The sequence below is a fragment of the Janthinobacterium sp. TB1-E2 genome (genome assembly GCF_036885605.1).
GTDB classification, from domain to species: Bacteria; Pseudomonadota; Gammaproteobacteria; order Burkholderiales; family Burkholderiaceae_D; genus Janthinobacterium; species Janthinobacterium aestuarii.
The window spans coordinates 2691113-2707382 of the sequence record NZ_CP142523.1 but is presented as its reverse complement, the minus strand read 5'-3'; the positions used below and the strand labels follow the sequence as shown (position 1 = coordinate 2707382).

The following is a 16270-nucleotide window of genomic DNA, read 5'->3' as shown; positions in this document are numbered from 1 at the left end:
GGGCGGACTCTGCCGGGCAGGCAAGGTCCATCACTTCTGGCAGTCGATGACCTTGAAATCTTTCGAATAACAGATGCGCAACTCGCCCGAGTGCTTTTCATAGCCGAGCCAGCGGCCTTTCAGCTGTGGGTTGTGCTGCTTCATCCACTGGAACAGCTCGTTTTTCGGCATGGTGGAGTCCGGCAACTTCAAGGCCTGGAACAGTTCGCGTTCCTTCTCGAAATATTCCTTCGCCGTATCGAAATCGCAGGCGCCATGCTTTTCCCATTCGCCCTGCAGCAAGGCTTCGCCCGGCTGCATGCACATGTAGGGCAAGATGTCGGACGGCGCCAGTTTCGGCAAATTGCCCTTGCAGTAGCGCGGATGCATGTCCGTCTTGCGCGGCGGCGTCACGGAAATGTCTTCGCACGTGGCGGGATTGTTCGACTGCGCCCACAGCCCATGCACGATCCAGCCGAACTGGTTGCTCTCGGCGCACTGGAAAGCGGCCTTCTTCGACACGGCGCCACGGCGGCGCTGGCTGTCGCAAAAGCCTGGCGACCACGACAGCGCCAGCATGAAGTAATCGGTGGGCACGTTCGTGCTTTGCTTGTAGCACGTGTTTTTCTCGTCCGACGGCTTGACGTCGTAATCGTAATAGCTGACGTTGCGGGGAATGGCGCAGCTGGCGTCGGCCGCATGGGCGGCAGTTGCGGACAGGCTGAGGAAAACGGCGGCCAGCGCAGGCAAGACAGAGCGAATTTTCATCGTAATTCCTTCAAGATATAAAAACGCCGGCAACTGGGTGCCGGCGCGGTATCAGTCAAACGTGTACATCAGCAAACTTTATGCATCCAGCCGTGGGTGTCTGCGGCAGTGCCATGCTGCAAGCCCAGCAGCGCTTCGCGCAGGGCCAGGGTGACGGCGCCGTTTTCATTGTTGTTGATGGTCATTTCAAAGCCATTGGCCTTGGCCACGCCCACAGGCGTGATGACGGCGGCCGTGCCGCAGGCGAACACTTCGGTCATGCGGCCCGAGGCGATGTCGTCGCGCCATTGCTGGACGGACAATTTACGCTCTTCCGTCGCATAGCCGAGGTCTTTCGCCATTTCCAGCAGGCTGCGACGGGTAATGCCTGGCAGCAAGGTACCCGTCAGTTCCGGCGTCACGACGGTGATCTTTTCGCCATCTTTATACACGAAGAACAAATTCATGCCGCCCATTTCCTCGATGAATTCCCGGTGCACGGCGTCCAGCCACACGACCTGGTCGCAGCCCTTCTCTTGCGCTTGCGACTGCGCCATCAGGCTGGCCGCGTAGTTGCCCGCGCATTTGGCTTCACCGGTGCCGCCCGGCGCGGCGCGCACGAAGTCTTCGCTGATCCACACGGTGACGGGTTTCACGCCTTTCGGGAAGTAGGCGCCGGCCGGCGAGGCGAACAGCACGAACAGGTATTCTTCCGATGGACGCACGCCCAGGTAAGGATCGGTAGCGATCATCAGCGGACGCATGTACAGGCTCTCGCCCGTGTTCTTCGGCACCCAGTTGCGGTCTTGCGAAATGAGCGCGTCGCCCGCTTCCAGGAACAGCTCGACAGGAATGGCCGGCATGGCCAGGCGCGCGGCGCTGCGGTTGAAGCGCTCCGCGTTTTGTTCCGGGCGGAAAGTCTTGATGCTGCCGTCCGGCTGGGCAAACGCCTTGTAGCCTTCGAAGATGGCCTGGCCGTAGTGCAGGGACGAAGCGGATGGGTCCAGCATCAGCGGGCCGTAAGCCTTCAGTTCGCCCTGCTGCCACTTGCCGTCACGGTAAGGAATCACCACCATGTGGTCGGTGAAGATGCGGCCAAAGGCGGGATTGACCATGCGCGCGGCGCGCTCGGCGTCGGACAAGGGGTGGGCGGACGGGGTGACGACGAGATTCGGTGTGGAAGTGGTCATGGCAGCAATGGGAACTAGTGAACAGTATCCCTATTGTAGCGCCTATGACGCCCGATCAGGCAAACGGGGATGGCCCCCGCCCCGTGAACACAGGGCACCATCATTTGCGAATGATTCTCGTTTGCGTTAAAATATCAGCCTTCCTTCTTCCCGCCATGCCTGACGTCCTGCATGGCGGCGCTATCGAAAGCCGCCATGACCACTTCCTCCCTCCCCCAGTTGCGCGCCAGCACCGACGCCGTGCCCGCAGTGCGCCAGCCAAGCGCCGCCCCGCAACAACGGCGCTGGCACTGGACCTGGAAGCAGATATGGTTTCAATTGCACTGGTTTATCGGCATCACTGCCGGCACGGTGCTGGTGATCATTGGCCTGAGCGGCGCCACCCTGGCCTTCAAGGAGGAATTACTCGATGTCATGAACCCCGGCGTGCGCCATGTGTCCGTGGAAACCCACGCCCCGCTGACGCCGGCCCAGTTAAGTAGCATTGCCGCAGCCGAACACGGCCAGCGCGTGGCGTCGATCACCATGTATGCGCAAGCGGGCACGGCGCCACGGTTGTTCTTCGCGCCGAAGAACGGCCAGCGGCGCGGCGAGTCCATCTATGTGCATCCGTACACGGGCGCGACCCAGCCTGCGCTGGCGGGGGCGGAATTTTTCGAGTGGACGGAGTCATTGCACCGCTGGCTGCTGCTGCCGCGCGATCCGGGCCGGCAAGTGGCGGGTGCGCTGGCCCTGTGCCTGCTGGGGTTAGCCCTGTCCGGCCTGTATCTGCGCTGGCCCCGCCGTCCGCTGGACTGGCGCACGTGGCTGACCTTCGATCCCGCCCTGAAGGGCCGCTCCTTTTTGTGGAATCTGCACGCCGTGGCCGGCACCTGGTGCCTGATCGTCTACGTGGCGCTGACCTTGACGGGCATTTACTGGAGCTATGACGTGGTGCGCGACAATATCGACGCCTGGGCCGGCAAGCCGCCAAGGATGGCACAGGCACCCGCGAAAAAAGGCGGCGGCAAGGAGAAGGCGCCCGCCGCCGACATCAGCCTGGCCTGGACCAGCTTCCAGCAGCACGCCGCCGGCTGGACCCTGGCCAGCGTGCGCCTGCCCACGCGCGCCGGCGAAGCCGTGCAATTCACGTGGCTGGCGAGCGATGCGCCGCACGAACGGGCGCGCAGCCGCATGAGCATTGCACCGGCCGACGGCAGCATCACGGAAAACGAGCCGTACAGCCAGCAAGCGCTCGGTGCACGCCTCGTCAACATCATTTATCCGCTGCACATGGGCACGTATTTCGGCTTGCCGGGCCGCATCATCGTTACCTTGGCCAGCCTGGGCCTGCCCTTGTTCGCCATCACGGGCTGGATGCTGTACCTGGGCCGCCGCAAGGCAAAGCGAGCTGTCCAGGCGCAGCGCGCCATGCTGGGCGCCGGTGCGCCGGGCAAGACGGACACAGGTTTACCTACCCTCGTCGCCTACGCCAGCCAGTCGGGACAGGCCGAGCGCCTGGCCCTGGAAAGCGCACGCGCCCTGCAGCAGGCCGGGGTCGCCGTCGACGTGCAGTCGCTGGACCGGTTTGATCCCGCGCAATTGCGCCAGTACGAACGGGCGCTGATCGTCGCCAGCACCTTTGGCGAAGGCGAGGCGCCGGACGGCACGCGCCGCTTCGCGCGCCTCTTGCACGCAACATCGGGCACGCCGCTGGCGGGCCTCGAATTCGGCATGCTGGCCCTGGGCGACCGCCATTACAGCGCCTTCTGCGGTTTTGGCCATGCGCTGGCGCAGCAATTGCAAGCGCTGGGCGCCCATCCATTATTCCCGCTGATCGAAGTGGACAAGCACGACCCCGCTGCCCTGGCCGACTGGTCCCAAGCACTGGCCCGCTGCAGCGGCAGCGCCATCGACGCCATCGGCGTACAGGAAGAAGCGTCGTATGCCGAGTGGCGCCTGGCGCGGCGCGTGCTGCTCAACCCGGGGAGCCTGGGCGGCGAATTGCATGAAATCACCTTGACGGGCCCGGCCGGCGCCACCTGGGAAGCGGGCGCGCTGGCGGAAATCATCGCCTGCAACGCGGATGGCAGTGATGGCGATGCAGACCATACCCACCACGCGCCCCGCAGCTATTCGCTCGCTTCGCTGCCATCCGATGGTGAACTGCAATTGCTGGTGCGCCAGGAACGCCATGCGGGCGAGGACAACCAGGGATTTGGCGTCTGTTCCGGCTGGCTCACGCGCTTCGCCCCGCTGGGTGCCAGCATCCGCTTGCGCCTGCAAGCCAATCCCGCCTTCGCTCCCGCCCTGGCCGACGTGCCCTGCATTTATATCGGCAACGGTTCCGGCCTGGCCGGCCTGCGTGCCCACTTACGCGCGCGCCAGCGGGCGGGGCTGGCCCGCAACTGGCTGCTGTTCGGCGAGCGCCAGCAAGCTTTTGACAGCGTCTGCGGCGAAGAGTTGCAAGGCTGGCTCGACGCTGGCCACCTGGCGCGCCTGGACAGGGTCTTTTCGCGCGATGGTGAAACCCGGGAATACGTGCAAGACCGCCTGCGCGCCAACGCTGAAGAGTTGCGCGAGTGGCTGGCGCAAGGCGCCATCGTCTACGTATGCGGCAGCCTGCAAGGCATGGCGGCAGGAATCGATGCTGTACTGCAAGAAGTGCTGGGCCAGGAGGGCCTCGACGCCCTGCTGGCGGCCGGACGCTACCGCCGCGACGTGTATTGACTTAGATCAGCCTGCCGCCCGCGCCGCCCGGCTATGTGGGCAGGCGCACGGTCAGCACCAGCCATCGGACTAGAGTGGAGTCATTCCCACCCACTGTCTGCGAGGCTAGCCATGAAAAATCCCTGGATGAGCATGTACCTGAGCGCCGCCAACCGCATCGCCAACACGGCGCGCGGCCACGCCACGGCCGCCGTCAAGCGCGAGGCGGCGAAAAATACGCGGCAGTTGACGCAAGTGTGGTTCGATTCCTTCCTGCCGCCCGCAAGCAAGCCACGGCGCAGCCGCAAGGCCAAATAGGCCCCTTGCAGCAGGCGAACTGGTGCAGTGCATCACAGCAATAAGTTGAAGTTACGACCAGGTGAACTAAACTGCAAGCATGGTAGTACATAAGGAAGTGACCGGCAGGCGCCGCATCCCCGCGCCGCCGCCGGGACACCGGGAGACGACCATGTTGACGCTCAAAGTGCTGGCCTGCCTTGCCCTGTCGGCCCTGATGCTTGCACCCCTCGTGTTGAGGGATACGATGCAGCTATCCGCTGGGCAGCAGTTGCAGGTGCCTAATGTCGATGCGCATGCCATGTGGAGCCATTGGCCTCGGCAATAAGACGCGTGGCTGAGAAAACACCGCTGACCGCGTTGCCGTGCCTCGTCGTACATTCGTACTGCCTTCGGCACGGCGCCTTGCCAGCGGCGTTTTTCAGCGGCGCTCGGTAACGCGGCGCATCGCTGAAACCGCTTTATTACGGAGGGAAAATTGGTTCCTACATCCATTTGTTTTTGCTTTGTTTTCCTCGCCCCCTCTTCACCATACTTTTGATCCAGGTCATGGATTTCCCTCTTCGCTGCGCCCACACTGGAACAGTCCGCTTCGCACCGCGACGGACTTAACCGGGAGCATCGGCATGGGTAAATCGCATTGGAAGGATGAGATGGCGCTGGGTGTTCCCGTCATCGACGAGGCGCATGAGGCGCTGTTTCAGGAACTGGCGCGGCTGCAGCAATTGGGCGACCAGCATTTCAGCGTGGCGTTTCGCGAGCTGATTGCGGCCGTCGAACGCGATTTCCGCGAGGAGGAGGATTTGATGGAACAAATCGCCTTTCCCTCGCTGGCCAACCACCGCGAACAGCATGCGCGCGTGCTCAGCGGCTTGCACCATGCCTGGGCCGCCGTCGATGAAGGCGACCTGGAACAGGGACGCCATGCGCTGTCGCTGTTGCCGCAATGGCTGATCTTCCACCAGGCCACCATGGACCTGGCCCTGGCGGCGGCGCTGGAACTGGTGCAGCGCCAGCCCAATTAGACGCTACAGCAGCAGCACCGTCGCCTGCTCGGGCATGACCACGCGGTAGTGTCCCGGGTATTTGTCTTCGCCATCGAAAATCTTGCAAAACACGGGCTGGTTGATGTCGTTGACGGCCGCTTCGTTCATGGGCAAGGTGGCAATCAATTGCTCGCCATCCATCAACTGCAAGGCGCTGCCCCGCTCTGCCGCGCAGAAGGCCAGCGATTGCACGTCGCTGGCGAACGGCCGCTTGTACCACGGCGTGATGGCCCGCACGGCGCGCCGGGCGTCGTGCAAGACTTGCCCCACGCGCGTGACGTTCCACGCATCGCGCGCCACGGCGGGCTGCAGGACGATATTCGCCGTCAACTCGCCCCTGCCCTTGTTCACCAGGAAAGTACCATCCTGCGCGGCGATGTCATCGTTGAGCGGCACGACAAACACGCCGCCGTCGGACACCTTGATCGGCATGGGCGCGCCATTGCCTTGCAAGGCCACGCGCACGTCGTCGATGGTGGCGCTCAGCTTGGCAGGAATCAGGCGCAGGGCCATGACCACGCTGCCGCTCGACACTTGCCACACTTTCCTGGCCGTCAGATAACTTTCGCGGTAAGCCGTGAAGCGCACGCGCGGCGCCTTGGCGTCGCTGCTGGCCGTGATCGTCACCGTTTGCGGTGGCAGCGCCTCTTCCGCTGGCGCGGCGGGCGTGACCGGCGCAAGAGGTGCTGGCATGGTATCGGTGGCGGGCGGCACGCTGGCGCTCTGCAGCGGCGCGGGAACAGCCGACGGCGTCGCGTGTTCCTGAGCCTGGCCCAGCGACGCGACACACAACCATCCGGCACAAGCGATCCATGTACGCATGCATTTCTTTCAATGAGGAAAATATTTTGTCAGCGCCTGCATTATCGCAGAAGGCCAGACCTTACGCCGCCATGGGCTTCTGCACAGTTTTGGTGCGCACGCTTGATTATTTGGCAAATACCACCTATATTGATAATGATTCCTATTCATGAAATTGAAGGAAATCGCGCGCCCTTCCTTTCCACTGCCCGTCCGCGCCGGGCCTTGCGGTGGAACTGCTATCCAAGCCAGACCACGGGCCAGCGTCACGCCATCCCCCCAGCTACTGCGCACCTCGCCAGACGAGATAGGAACACTCACGACTAAAAATATTCCAGGAAAATGATGCAATCAACGACAGTCTCCTCTTCTTCGCGCCAGCCCACCTTGCGCCCCCTCCCCCATCTGTTACACATCAGCCTGCTGAGCCTCGCGGCCGGCGTGGCCTTGCCGGCACAGGCTGCCGATGCGGCCGCGGCCGACGTCACCATGCCGGCCGTCACCGTGCTGGGCCAGTCGACGGCGACGACGGAAGGCACGCAGTCGTACACGGCAGGCGAAGCGCGCAGCGCCACGCGCATGGAGCTGACTTTGCGCGAGACGCCGCAATCGGTCAGCGTCATCACGCGCCAGTTGCTCGACGACCTGGGCGCCGTGCGGCTGGACCAGGCGCTGGCGCAGACGACGGGTATCCAGGTGGGCCAGAACGACACCGAGCGCACGCGGTTTTATGCACGCGGCTTCGGCATCAACAATCTCCAGATCGACGGCATGGCGCGCGGCGGCAATGCGCCGCTGCAAGACACGATTTTGTACGACCGCATCGAAGTCGTGCGCGGCGCCACCGGCTTGATGGGCGGCACGGGCGACCCGTCGGCCACCATCAACATGATACGCAAGCGGCCCACGAAGGAGTTCCAGGCCAGTGTCGGCCTCATCATGGGCCGCTGGGACGACCAGCGCTTCGAAGCCGACCTGTCTACGCCGCTGAACGCGGAGGGCAGCGTGCGGGCGCGCACGGCCCTGGCCTGGCAAAAACGCGATTCCTACCTGGACATGTATCACGAGCGCAAGACGGTCGGCATGGTCATCGTCGAGGCGGACTTGCGCCCCGGCACCCTGCTGACGGCCGGTGTCGACTTCCAGGACAACAAGCCCACGGGCGCCACCTGGGGTGCCGTGCCTTACTGGAATGCGGATGGCAGCCTGGCCAACTTGCCGCGCAACACCAGTTTCACGACGCCATGGAGCACCTGGGCCAACAAGCAGCACACGCTGTTCACGTCGCTGGACCAGCGCCTGCCCGGCAACTGGAATATGCATCTGGGCTACGCGCGCACGGAAAGCACGAACCGCACCACCGTCGCCTATGCGGGTGGCGGCCATCCAGACCCGGCCACGGGCGCAGGCATGCTCCTGTGGACGGGCGCCTATGGTCCGGGCAAGACCACCAACGACAATTTCGACCTGTACGCCAGCGGCCCGTTCACCTTGCTGGGGCGCAAGCACACGGCCATCGTCGGCTGGAACGGCGGCAACCAGCGCGCCCGTTCGCTCGGTGGCGAGGCGGACATCGATTACCCGGCCTTCGTTCCCGATTACCGCAGCTGGACGGGCAACATTCCCCGCCCCGTCTTCCATCCGGACGGCTCGCACTCGGAAACCGTCACGCGCCTGGCGGGCGGCTATGTCGCCACGCGTTTGAGCCTGGCCGATCCGCTGCACGTCATCATCGGCGCGCGCACGAGCACTTACCGCACGGATACGCGCAACTACGACACACGGGGCGTGCACACGGACAATAGCGACTTTTCCGAGACGCGCAATGAAGTGACGCCCTATGTGGGCGCCGTGTTCGACATCAACAAACAATATTCGGCCTATGCCAGCTTCACGCAGCTGTTCAACCCGCAATCGAGCAAGGACCGCAACAACAAGTTCCTGGCGCCGGAAACAGGCGACAATGCCGAGCTGGGCATCAAGGGGGAATTCTATGAAGGCAAGCTGAACGCATCGGCCGCCCTGTTCCACACGAAGAAAAAGAACCTGGCGGAACTCGACCGCACGGTGCCGCCCGGCTTCTTGCTGCCCGACGGCAGCCAGGCCATGGTGGCCAACGGCAAGGGCGTGACGGCGAAGGGCGTCGAGTTCGACGTTGCCGGCCAGATCACGCCCGCCTGGGAAGCGGGCGGCGGCTATACCTATCTGCACGCGGCCGAGGCCGATGGCCGCCGCGCCGCCACCACGCAGCCGCGCCATTTGCTGCGCCTGGCCACCAGCTACCGTTTCGACGGCAAGCTGGCCGGCTTGAGGGCGGGCGCCAGCATGACGGCGCAGAGCGCCACCTACAGCGAATCGTGGTATGGCCGCCCGCCCTCGAACGCGATCACGAACATCCCGCAAGCGGGCTATGCGCTGGTCAACGCCATGGCCAGCTACGCGCTCAACCGCCACGCCAGCGTGCAACTGAACGTGAATAACTTGCTCGACAAAAAGTACTACCGCAACGTGGGCTTCTTTGACGGCGTGTTCTGGGGCGAACCGCGCAACATCAGCCTCTCCGTGCGCACTGCGTTTTAAGCACGCCAGTGCGCGGGCGCCGGCAGGGTAAATCCTTCCAGCAAGGGACCGCCCACGGGCGCCAGCACGGCGGCGGCGACTTGCTCGAAGGCGCGCTGGCCGGCCGGCAAGTCGCTGGCAACCAGGCGCAGCGCACCGTCGAGCTGCGCGGCGATGGCGGCGTCAAATGTCTGCAGGCGCCGGAACAAATGCTTGCCGCCGCCGCTCCATTCGCCGGCCGCGCGCAAGTGCAGGTCGGACAGCGCTTCGTACAGCTGGCAAGCGACGGCCAGCGCCTCGCCCGGATGCGTGCTGTCGACCAGGTCTTCCAGCGCGGTGGTGATGGCATAGCGGCGGCGCTGCAGGTTTTCCACGTCGAGCACGGGCGGTCCCGCCGTCTCGATGGCGTGCGCCAGCGCATGCAGCCGGGCGTAGGCGTCGCCGGCAGCGACAATGTTTTCCCCTTCGACCACCATCATCGCCAGCGGCACCTTGCCGCCGGGCGCATCCATTTCCTTGCAAAAATACGTAAACGTGGCCATGTCGTGCCCGAACAGTTCCACCGTGCGCCCTTCGGCGACGAGGGTGTCGCGCCAGGCGCAGTCGACGTGGTCGAACAGCAGCAGCAAGTCGATATCGGAAGTGGTCGTTTGCCGGCCCGTGGCGAACGAGCCGCCGATGATGGCCGCCACGGCCGAGGGATAGCGTTCGTGCACCAACCGCAGGGCAATCGCGCGGATATCGTCATAAGTGGGGATCGTCGTCAAAGCCTGTGCTCCATGCCGAAAACGCCATCCTACACGCAATATGCGGCATGCCGCCATCCTGCTACACTGGCGCCATCTGACCGAGGAACAAACATGGAATACGACTGCATCGTGGTGCCTTCGCCCGTGGGCGAGCTGACCCTGGTGGCGCGCGGGGAAGCCCTGACCGCCATCCTGTGGGAAAACGACAAGCCGAACCGCGTGCGTCTGGGCGCCATGCGCGTCGATGACGGTTGCGCCGTGCTGCAGGAAACGGCGCGCCAGCTGGCTGAATATTTCACCGGCACGCGCCAGCAATTCGACGTGCCGCTCGACTTTGCCGGCACGCCATTCCAGCAGGAAGTGTGGCGCGCGCTGCTGACGATACCGTACGGCCAGACGCGCAGCTATGGCGAGATCGCGCGCCAGATCGGCCGCCCCGCCGCCGTACGCGCCGTGGGTGCCGCCAATGGCAAGAATCCCATTTCCATCATCGCCCCCTGCCACCGTGTCATCGGCGCCACGGGCGAGTTGACGGGCTTTGCGGGCGGCTTGCATGCCAAGGAAACCTTGTTGGCGCTGGAAGGCATCACCCTGTCCAGCGACCGCGAAGCGCTGAAGACGGGCCATGCCCGGCGTCGCGCTGTTCAAATAGATACGGCGCAAGGCTGTCTGTTTTAGGCTGCGGCATCGCTTCCCTTGTGGGATACTCACGCCCTCCACTCAAGCCAACACATCCTATGTCCTATCTTGTCATCCTGTTCTTTGTCGTTCTGTATTTGCTGGCCACGTTCTTTTTCCACATCCCCGTCTTGATCGCCCTCGTGTATGGCGTGCTGAGCCTGAGCTGCTTTGTTGCCTATGCGATCGACAAGTCGGCCGCCAAGGAAGGCCGCTGGCGCACGTCGGAGCGCACCTTGCTGCTGCTGGGATTGTTGTGCGGCTGGCCCGGCGCCGTACTGGCCCAGCAATGGCTGCGCCACAAGTCCAGCAAGCGCTCATTCCGCGTGCTGTTCTGGATCACGGTCGCCATCAATATCGGCGCTTTCGTGTATTTCAGCATGCATTACGCGGCGCCCGATATCGGCACCGAAGTGGCGCCCATCGAGCTGTAAATCTATCAACGCGAAAATGTAACAGTTATTGCGGCGCGTTGTAGGTGAAAAGCTCGCCTGTCAGAATATCAACATATCCGGCAATCAACCTAATTCATCGACACGGGAAAGCACTTTTCGACCATGCGCACTTTGCAAATCCACAATTTCTACTTGTTCCGCCTTGCTGTTGCGATTTGTTTCGCAATCACCTTGGCCGGCTGCACAAGCTATCGCTATATTCCTCCGGATTCGGATGCGGGCCGTCAATGCGTGACGAGCTGCGGGACCAATCAGCAAATATGCATTGCCGGCAAAGAGCAGATTGCGGCGAGCCAGGCACAGGCTTGCGAAATGCGCAACACCAGTACCGTTTCCATCTGCCTGGCCGTGGCGAAAACAGATGCGGACCGCGAACTATGTGCGAAGAAACGCCAATATTGTTCATCCAGCGCATCGACATGGCAATGCGACTCCGACTACAGAGCTTGCTATACGCAGTGCGGCGGCAGGATCGAGGAAAGCCAATAAACGGCCGGAAGGCATATGCCGCTTAACAAGACGCCGGCGCGGCCGGCTAGCTTCGTCTAGTTACTCGCCCAGCAAGCGCAGCGATTCCAGCCAGTCGGCCTTCCATTCGCGCAGCAACGGTTGCGTGGCGAAGGCCTTTTTCAGATGCGCCATCGGCACGCGGTGCACGTCGTGCAAACCGAACGCCAGGGTCACCGGATGCCACAGGTGGCTGTTCTTGCCGCCGCGCGAATTCTTGCGCACGCGCGCGCCATCATCGCCAAAGATACCGACGCCACTAGCCAGCCCCTGTTCCAGGTCAACCTTGCCCACACCGGCAAAGGCAATCAGAATCTGCTCGCGCCCCAGACCCTTCAGGGCGCTGGGCAGAACGGCGGACGCCTTCTCCGCTTCCGCTTCGGCCGGCTGCGGGTGCTGCAATTCCTTGAGCAAACGCAGCAGATCGCGCTCCTGGAAATGCAAGCCGTCCAGCGGCACGCGCAGTCCTGGCGCCTTCAGTTCGATGGCGATGTTGCTTGAATCGCGCGTAAAACGCAGCCACACATCGTCGGCGCCCGAAGCCAGATGCTGCTTGTCGCCGATGAACACGACGGGCGCCGCGTAGCGCGTCACGCCGTCATGGAACAGCTCGGCCCACGCTTCGCTGTAATCGAGCCAGACGTATGGCAAGCCGCCCTGCTCCAGCAAGCGCGCCAGGCTCCAAGGCGTGCCTGTCTGTTGCGCCAGCCAGGCACAGGCCTCAAGTGCGGTGGCGCGGTATGGCAAAGGAAGGGAGGTCATGGCGGTTCCATCGATAAAAGTGGAGCGCAGTGTAGCAGACGCCGCCGCCATCGCTTCGGCAGGCGCATCCGGCGCGCCATTCCTGCACGATGTGCTAGGCTGGAAACAGCAGCACGCGCCACGGCCACCTCGGCAGCGTGGCGCACCACCGCGAGGAGATCATCATGCATTCGAGCACCAACGCCGCCACCGCACCCGCCCCGCCACCGGAGCGCGATTCACCCACGCCGGCCAGCGAAAGCCACGCCGAGGAAATCCTCGATGAAGCGCTGAAGGAAAGCTTTCCGGCCAGCGACCCGATTGCCATTGCAACACCCAAACCGCCGAGCAAGCCACCTGCCGGTAGGTCGTAAGCCGACGACACCACCGTCGCGGCCATCAATATTGTCGGATTACGCGCTTGCGCGCCTCGGCGGCCCCGCTAATCCGACCTACCTCCCCACCGCCAGCACCCCATCCGCCAGCCCGTAGGTCGGCTTAGCGCGCAGCGCGTAAGCCGACGACGCCACAATTGCAAGCTCGCAAAGCCACCACCATGGTGGTTATGCCTGCACCACATCCAAATGACGCTCCCGTGCGTAGATGGCTATGCCACCACCTGATTTGTTACCACGCGGAAAGGGAAAGCCATGCAGCATTACAGCAAAAAGACGGATCCCATGGACCAGCGCCTGTACCTGGCCCAGCGCATCGACCGGGCCGATGCGCGCCTGCGGCGGCTGAACGAGGCGCTGGCCGATGCGGCGGCGCGCGAACGCTGTGCACGCTGGATTACCGCCTGGGCCGTGGCGGCGGGTGCCGACGCGCCGCGCGGCATGAAACTGCGCATCCGTGGCGAATTCATCTTGCTGTAGAAAGCAAAAAAAGCCCCGCCGGGCATTGCGCCGGGCGGGGCTGTTCAGTCCGAACTGCGGCCAGTTGAACTAGTCGCGGTACTGCTCGGGCGTCGTGTCGCCATCGGCGATTTCATACCACATCGCATTGAGTACGGCGAAGGTCGCCGCCAGCGGCAGACCCAGTATCCAGGCGAAATACCACATAGTTAATTCCTTTCGTAAATTCTTAGTAGGCGTGACCGGTTTCGTCTTCGATGGCTTTGCCGTCAACCTTACCCCACAGCACTTTATACACCCACGTCGTGTACGCCACGATGAGGGGAATGAAGACGGCCGTGACGACCAGCATGATGAACAGGGTCATGTGGCTGGACGAGGAATCCCACACCGTCAGGCTGGCGCGCGGGTCGATCGACGATGGCAGGATAAACGGGAACATGGCCGCACCCACGCTGAGGATGATGCCGGCGATGCTGGCCGCGCTGGCCAGCAAGGCGGGCACTTCGCGGCGCGCGCGCAGCAAGGCGAACGCCAGCAAGGGCCCAAGCAAGCCCAGCGCAGGGGCGATCCAGGTCCACGGATGGGTGGCAAAGTTGAGGAACCAGGCACCCACCTGCACTTGCGCCGTTTTCAGCATCGGGTTCGATGGACCGTCGACGACGACGGCGCTGGTGATGCGGTAGCCATCGACCCACAGCCACAGGGCCACGCCGGCCAGCGCATACAGCACGACGGTGGCGATCGCCGCCACGCTGCCGTAGCGGCGCGAGCGTTCAGCCACGGCACCGTCCGTTTTCACTTGCAGCCAGGTGGCGCCGTGCATCACCAGCATGGCCACCGAGACGAGGCCGCATAGCAGCGCGAACGGGTTGAGCAGCGCAAAGAAACTGCCGTCATAGAAGATGTGCATGTCCGGCGAAAAACGGAACGGCACGCCTTGCAGCACGTTGCCAATCGCCACGCCGCAGATCAGGGCCGGCACGAAGCCGCCCACGAACAGGGCCGCATCCCAGCGGGCGCGCCAGCGCGGATCTTCGCGCTTGCTGCGGAACTTGAACGCCACGGGACGCACGATCAGCGCCACGAGGATGACAAACATGGCCAAATAAAAGCCCGAGAACGAGACGGCGTACAGTTGCGGCCAGGCGGCAAAGATGGCGCCGCCGCCGAGGATCAGCCATACTTGGTTGCCTTCCCACACGGGGCCGATACTGTTGATGATGACTCTGCGCTCGAGGTCCGTCTTGCCGGCGAACGGCAGCAAGATGCCCGTGCCCAGGTCGAAGCCGTCCGTGATGGCAAAGCCCACCAGCAAGATGCCGATCAGCAGCCACCATATCAGGCGCAGGGTTTCATACGAAATCATTTCATGCAAAATCATGGTCTGGTCCTCCTCAGGCGCGTTGAGTATGAATGGCTGCGGCCGCTGGCACGGGGGCCGGCGCCGTCTCTTCCGGCCCCTTGCGGATGGCCTTGAGCATGAGCTTCATTTCGATAATCAACAGCACGGTGTAGATGGTGGCAAAGCCGGCAATGGTGATCAGCAAGGTCGAAGCGCCCAGGTTCGAGACGGCCACGGCCGTTGGAAGCACGCCTTCGATGACCCACGGCTGGCGGCCCACTTCGGCCACGATCCAGCCCGCCTCGATCGCCACCCACGGCAGCGGGATGGCGAACACGGCCAGCTTCAGCAGCCAGCGGTGCTTGTCCAGCGTACGGCGCGTCGACAGCACAAAGAACGTGCCGGTCAACAGGATAAAGAACATGCCCAGGCCCACCATCACGCGGAAGGACCAGAACAATGGCCCAACGGGCGGCACGGTATCGAGCGCGGCCTTGCGGATCTGCTCGGGCGTGGCCTGGCGCGGGTCGTCGACATAGCGTTTCAGCAACAAGGCATAGCCCATGGACTGGCCTTTCGATTCGAACATATCCTTCGCGTCCTGCGGCACGGGCGCGCCTGGCGCCACGCTGCGGATGGTTTGCAGCGCGTCATACGCCTTGATGCCATCCTGGATCAGCAGTTCGCCGCGGTCGACCAGTTGCTCGATGCCGGGAATTTCCGTCGTCAGCGAACGCGTGCCGATCAAGCCCATCACCATCGGGATGTGCACGGCGTAATGCGTCTCGCGCGCTTTCGCGTCGGGAAAACCGATGGCCGTGAAGGCGGCCGGGGCCGGCTCCGTCGTCCACATGGCCTCGATCGCGGCCAGTTTCATCTTCTGGTGTTCCGACGACAGGTAGCCGCTTTCATCGCCGAGCACCACCACCGACAAGGTGGCGGCCAGGCCGAACGAGGCGGCCACCGTCATCGAGCGCTTGGCCAGCTGCACGTGGCGCCCCTTCAGCAGATACCAGGCGGAAATACCGAGCACGAAAATCGATGCTGCCGTGTACCCGGCCGACACCGTGTGCACGAATTTCGCCTGCGCTACCGGGTTCGTCAGCACGGCGCCGAAGTCCGTCACTTCCATGCGCATGGTCTGCGGGTTGAAGGCCGCACCGACGGGATTTTGCATCCAGCCGTTGGCGATCAGAATCCACAGGGCCGAGAAGTTCGAGCCTATGGCCACCAGCCAGGTCGTGACCAGATGGCCCCGCTTCGACAGCTTGTCCCAGCCGAAGAAGAACAGGCCGACGAAGGTCGCTTCCAGGAAGAAAGCCATCAAGCCTTCGATGGCCAGCGGCGCGCCGAAAATGTCGCCCACATAATGGCTGTAATAGCTCCAGTTCATGCCGAACTGGAATTCCATGACGACACCCGTCGCCACGCCCATGGCGAAGTTGATGCCGAACAAGACACCCCAGAACTTGGTCATGTCGCGCCAGATGGGACGGTTCGTCATCACGTAGACCGTCTCCATGATGGCGAGCAGCACTGACAGGCCGATCGTGAGCGGAACAAATATAAAGTGGTACAGAGCTGTCAGCGCGAACTGCAGTCTGGATAAAGCGACAATGTCGAAGTCCATATGA

General features: G+C 63.3%; 18 protein-coding genes. 10 read left to right on the top strand and 8 right to left on the bottom strand.

The window, feature by feature from the left end; all coding sequences use genetic code 11:
• Positions 1-30: 30 nt before the first annotated feature.
• Both OPV09_RS12310 and OPV09_RS12305 read right to left on the bottom strand, forming a co-directional pair.
• A complete protein-coding gene (locus OPV09_RS12310; RefSeq protein ID WP_080698773.1) occupies positions 31-747 on the bottom strand; it encodes a ribonuclease T2 family protein in 717 nt (238 codons plus the stop codon).
• A 68-nt stretch (positions 748-815) separates the two neighbouring features.
• Positions 816-1916 carry a branched-chain amino acid aminotransferase gene (locus OPV09_RS12305; protein ID WP_058050799.1) on the bottom strand — a complete coding sequence of 367 codons (1101 nt, stop codon included), beginning with the start codon at positions 1914-1916 and terminating at the stop codon, positions 816-818.
• Between the two features lie 195 nt (positions 1917-2111).
• Between OPV09_RS12305 and OPV09_RS12300 the strand changes: the two genes are divergently transcribed.
• The 4 genes from OPV09_RS12300 to OPV09_RS12285 all read left to right on the top strand — a co-directional run bounded on the left by OPV09_RS12300 (position 2112) and on the right by OPV09_RS12285 (position 5926).
• Positions 2112-4625, top strand: coding sequence for a sulfite reductase flavoprotein subunit alpha (locus tag OPV09_RS12300; RefSeq protein WP_338681912.1), 2514 nt, complete (start codon positions 2112-2114; stop codon positions 4623-4625).
• Between the two features lie 111 nt (positions 4626-4736).
• Entirely contained in the window at positions 4737-4922 is a 186-nt protein-coding gene (locus OPV09_RS12295) for a hypothetical protein (RefSeq protein WP_139143467.1), read from the top strand.
• 151 nt (positions 4923-5073) lie between these two features.
• Positions 5074-5229 carry a hypothetical protein gene (locus OPV09_RS12290; protein WP_161781522.1) on the top strand — a complete coding sequence of 52 codons (156 nt, stop codon included), beginning with the start codon at positions 5074-5076 and terminating at the stop codon, positions 5227-5229.
• Between the two features lie 298 nt (positions 5230-5527).
• Positions 5528-5926, top strand: a complete 399-nt coding sequence (locus tag OPV09_RS12285; protein WP_070304367.1) for a bacteriohemerythrin — start codon at positions 5528-5530, stop codon at positions 5924-5926.
• A gap of 3 nt (positions 5927-5929) precedes the next feature.
• Here OPV09_RS12285 and OPV09_RS12280 read toward each other — a convergent pair whose 3' ends face one another.
• Complete coding sequence (locus tag OPV09_RS12280) at positions 5930-6769, bottom strand: hypothetical protein (RefSeq protein WP_338681910.1); 840 nt, start codon at positions 6767-6769, stop codon at positions 5930-5932.
• Positions 6770-7093: 324 nt separating this feature from the next.
• Between OPV09_RS12280 and OPV09_RS12275 the strand changes: the two genes are divergently transcribed.
• Positions 7094-9328, top strand: coding sequence for a TonB-dependent siderophore receptor (locus OPV09_RS12275; RefSeq protein ID WP_338681908.1), 2235 nt, complete (start codon positions 7094-7096; stop codon positions 9326-9328).
• Here OPV09_RS12275 and OPV09_RS12270 read toward each other — a convergent pair.
• The gene (locus OPV09_RS12270; protein ID WP_319992765.1) at positions 9325-10074 is read right to left on the bottom strand and encodes a nucleotidyltransferase domain-containing protein; all 750 of its coding nucleotides are present in this window, start codon (positions 10072-10074) and stop codon (positions 9325-9327) included. The genes OPV09_RS12275 and OPV09_RS12270 overlap by 4 nt on opposite strands.
• 93 nt (positions 10075-10167) lie before the next feature.
• On the opposite strand from OPV09_RS12270, the gene OPV09_RS12265 reads away from it, so the two are divergent.
• The 3 genes from OPV09_RS12265 to OPV09_RS12255 all read left to right on the top strand — a co-directional run bounded on the left by OPV09_RS12265 (position 10168) and on the right by OPV09_RS12255 (position 11678).
• A complete protein-coding gene (locus tag OPV09_RS12265) occupies positions 10168-10734 on the top strand; it encodes a methylated-DNA--[protein]-cysteine S-methyltransferase (RefSeq protein ID WP_338681907.1) in 567 nt (188 codons plus the stop codon).
• A 59-nt stretch (positions 10735-10793) separates the two neighbouring features.
• Positions 10794-11168, top strand: a complete 375-nt coding sequence (locus tag OPV09_RS12260; RefSeq protein WP_034757483.1) for a DUF1294 domain-containing protein — start codon at positions 10794-10796, stop codon at positions 11166-11168.
• Between the two features lie 123 nt (positions 11169-11291).
• The gene (locus tag OPV09_RS12255) at positions 11292-11678 is read left to right on the top strand and encodes a hypothetical protein (protein ID WP_139143464.1); all 387 of its coding nucleotides are present in this window, start codon (positions 11292-11294) and stop codon (positions 11676-11678) included.
• A gap of 60 nt (positions 11679-11738) precedes the next feature.
• Here OPV09_RS12255 and OPV09_RS12250 read toward each other — a convergent pair whose 3' ends face one another.
• Positions 11739-12458, bottom strand: coding sequence for a hypothetical protein (locus OPV09_RS12250; protein ID WP_338681905.1), 720 nt, complete (start codon positions 12456-12458; stop codon positions 11739-11741).
• Between the two features lie 164 nt (positions 12459-12622).
• On the opposite strand from OPV09_RS12250, the gene OPV09_RS12245 reads away from it, so the two are divergent.
• Together OPV09_RS12245 and OPV09_RS12240 are read left to right on the top strand one after the other, a co-directional pair.
• Positions 12623-12811 (top strand): hypothetical protein, encoded by a 189-nt coding sequence (locus tag OPV09_RS12245; protein ID WP_070304418.1) that lies wholly within the window; start codon positions 12623-12625, stop codon positions 12809-12811.
• Between the two features lie 276 nt (positions 12812-13087).
• Positions 13088-13312 (top strand): hypothetical protein, encoded by a 225-nt coding sequence (locus tag OPV09_RS12240; RefSeq protein ID WP_034757471.1) that lies wholly within the window; start codon positions 13088-13090, stop codon positions 13310-13312.
• Positions 13313-13381: 69 nt separating this feature from the next.
• Here OPV09_RS12240 and cydX read toward each other — a convergent pair whose 3' ends face one another.
• Genes cydX through OPV09_RS12225 form a run of 3 tightly spaced genes read right to left on the bottom strand, consistent with a single transcriptional unit; the run spans position 13382 to position 16266 of the window.
• The gene (cydX, locus tag OPV09_RS12235) at positions 13382-13498 is read right to left on the bottom strand and encodes a cytochrome bd-I oxidase subunit CydX (protein WP_034757467.1); all 117 of its coding nucleotides are present in this window, start codon (positions 13496-13498) and stop codon (positions 13382-13384) included.
• Positions 13499-13520: 22 nt separating this feature from the next.
• Positions 13521-14675 carry a cytochrome d ubiquinol oxidase subunit II gene (cydB, locus tag OPV09_RS12230; RefSeq protein WP_338681904.1) on the bottom strand — a complete coding sequence of 385 codons (1155 nt, stop codon included), beginning with the start codon at positions 14673-14675 and terminating at the stop codon, positions 13521-13523.
• Positions 14676-14688: 13 nt separating this feature from the next.
• Positions 14689-16266, bottom strand: a complete 1578-nt coding sequence (locus OPV09_RS12225) for a cytochrome ubiquinol oxidase subunit I (RefSeq protein ID WP_338681903.1) — start codon at positions 16264-16266, stop codon at positions 14689-14691.
• Between the last annotated feature and the right edge of the window lie 4 nt (positions 16267-16270).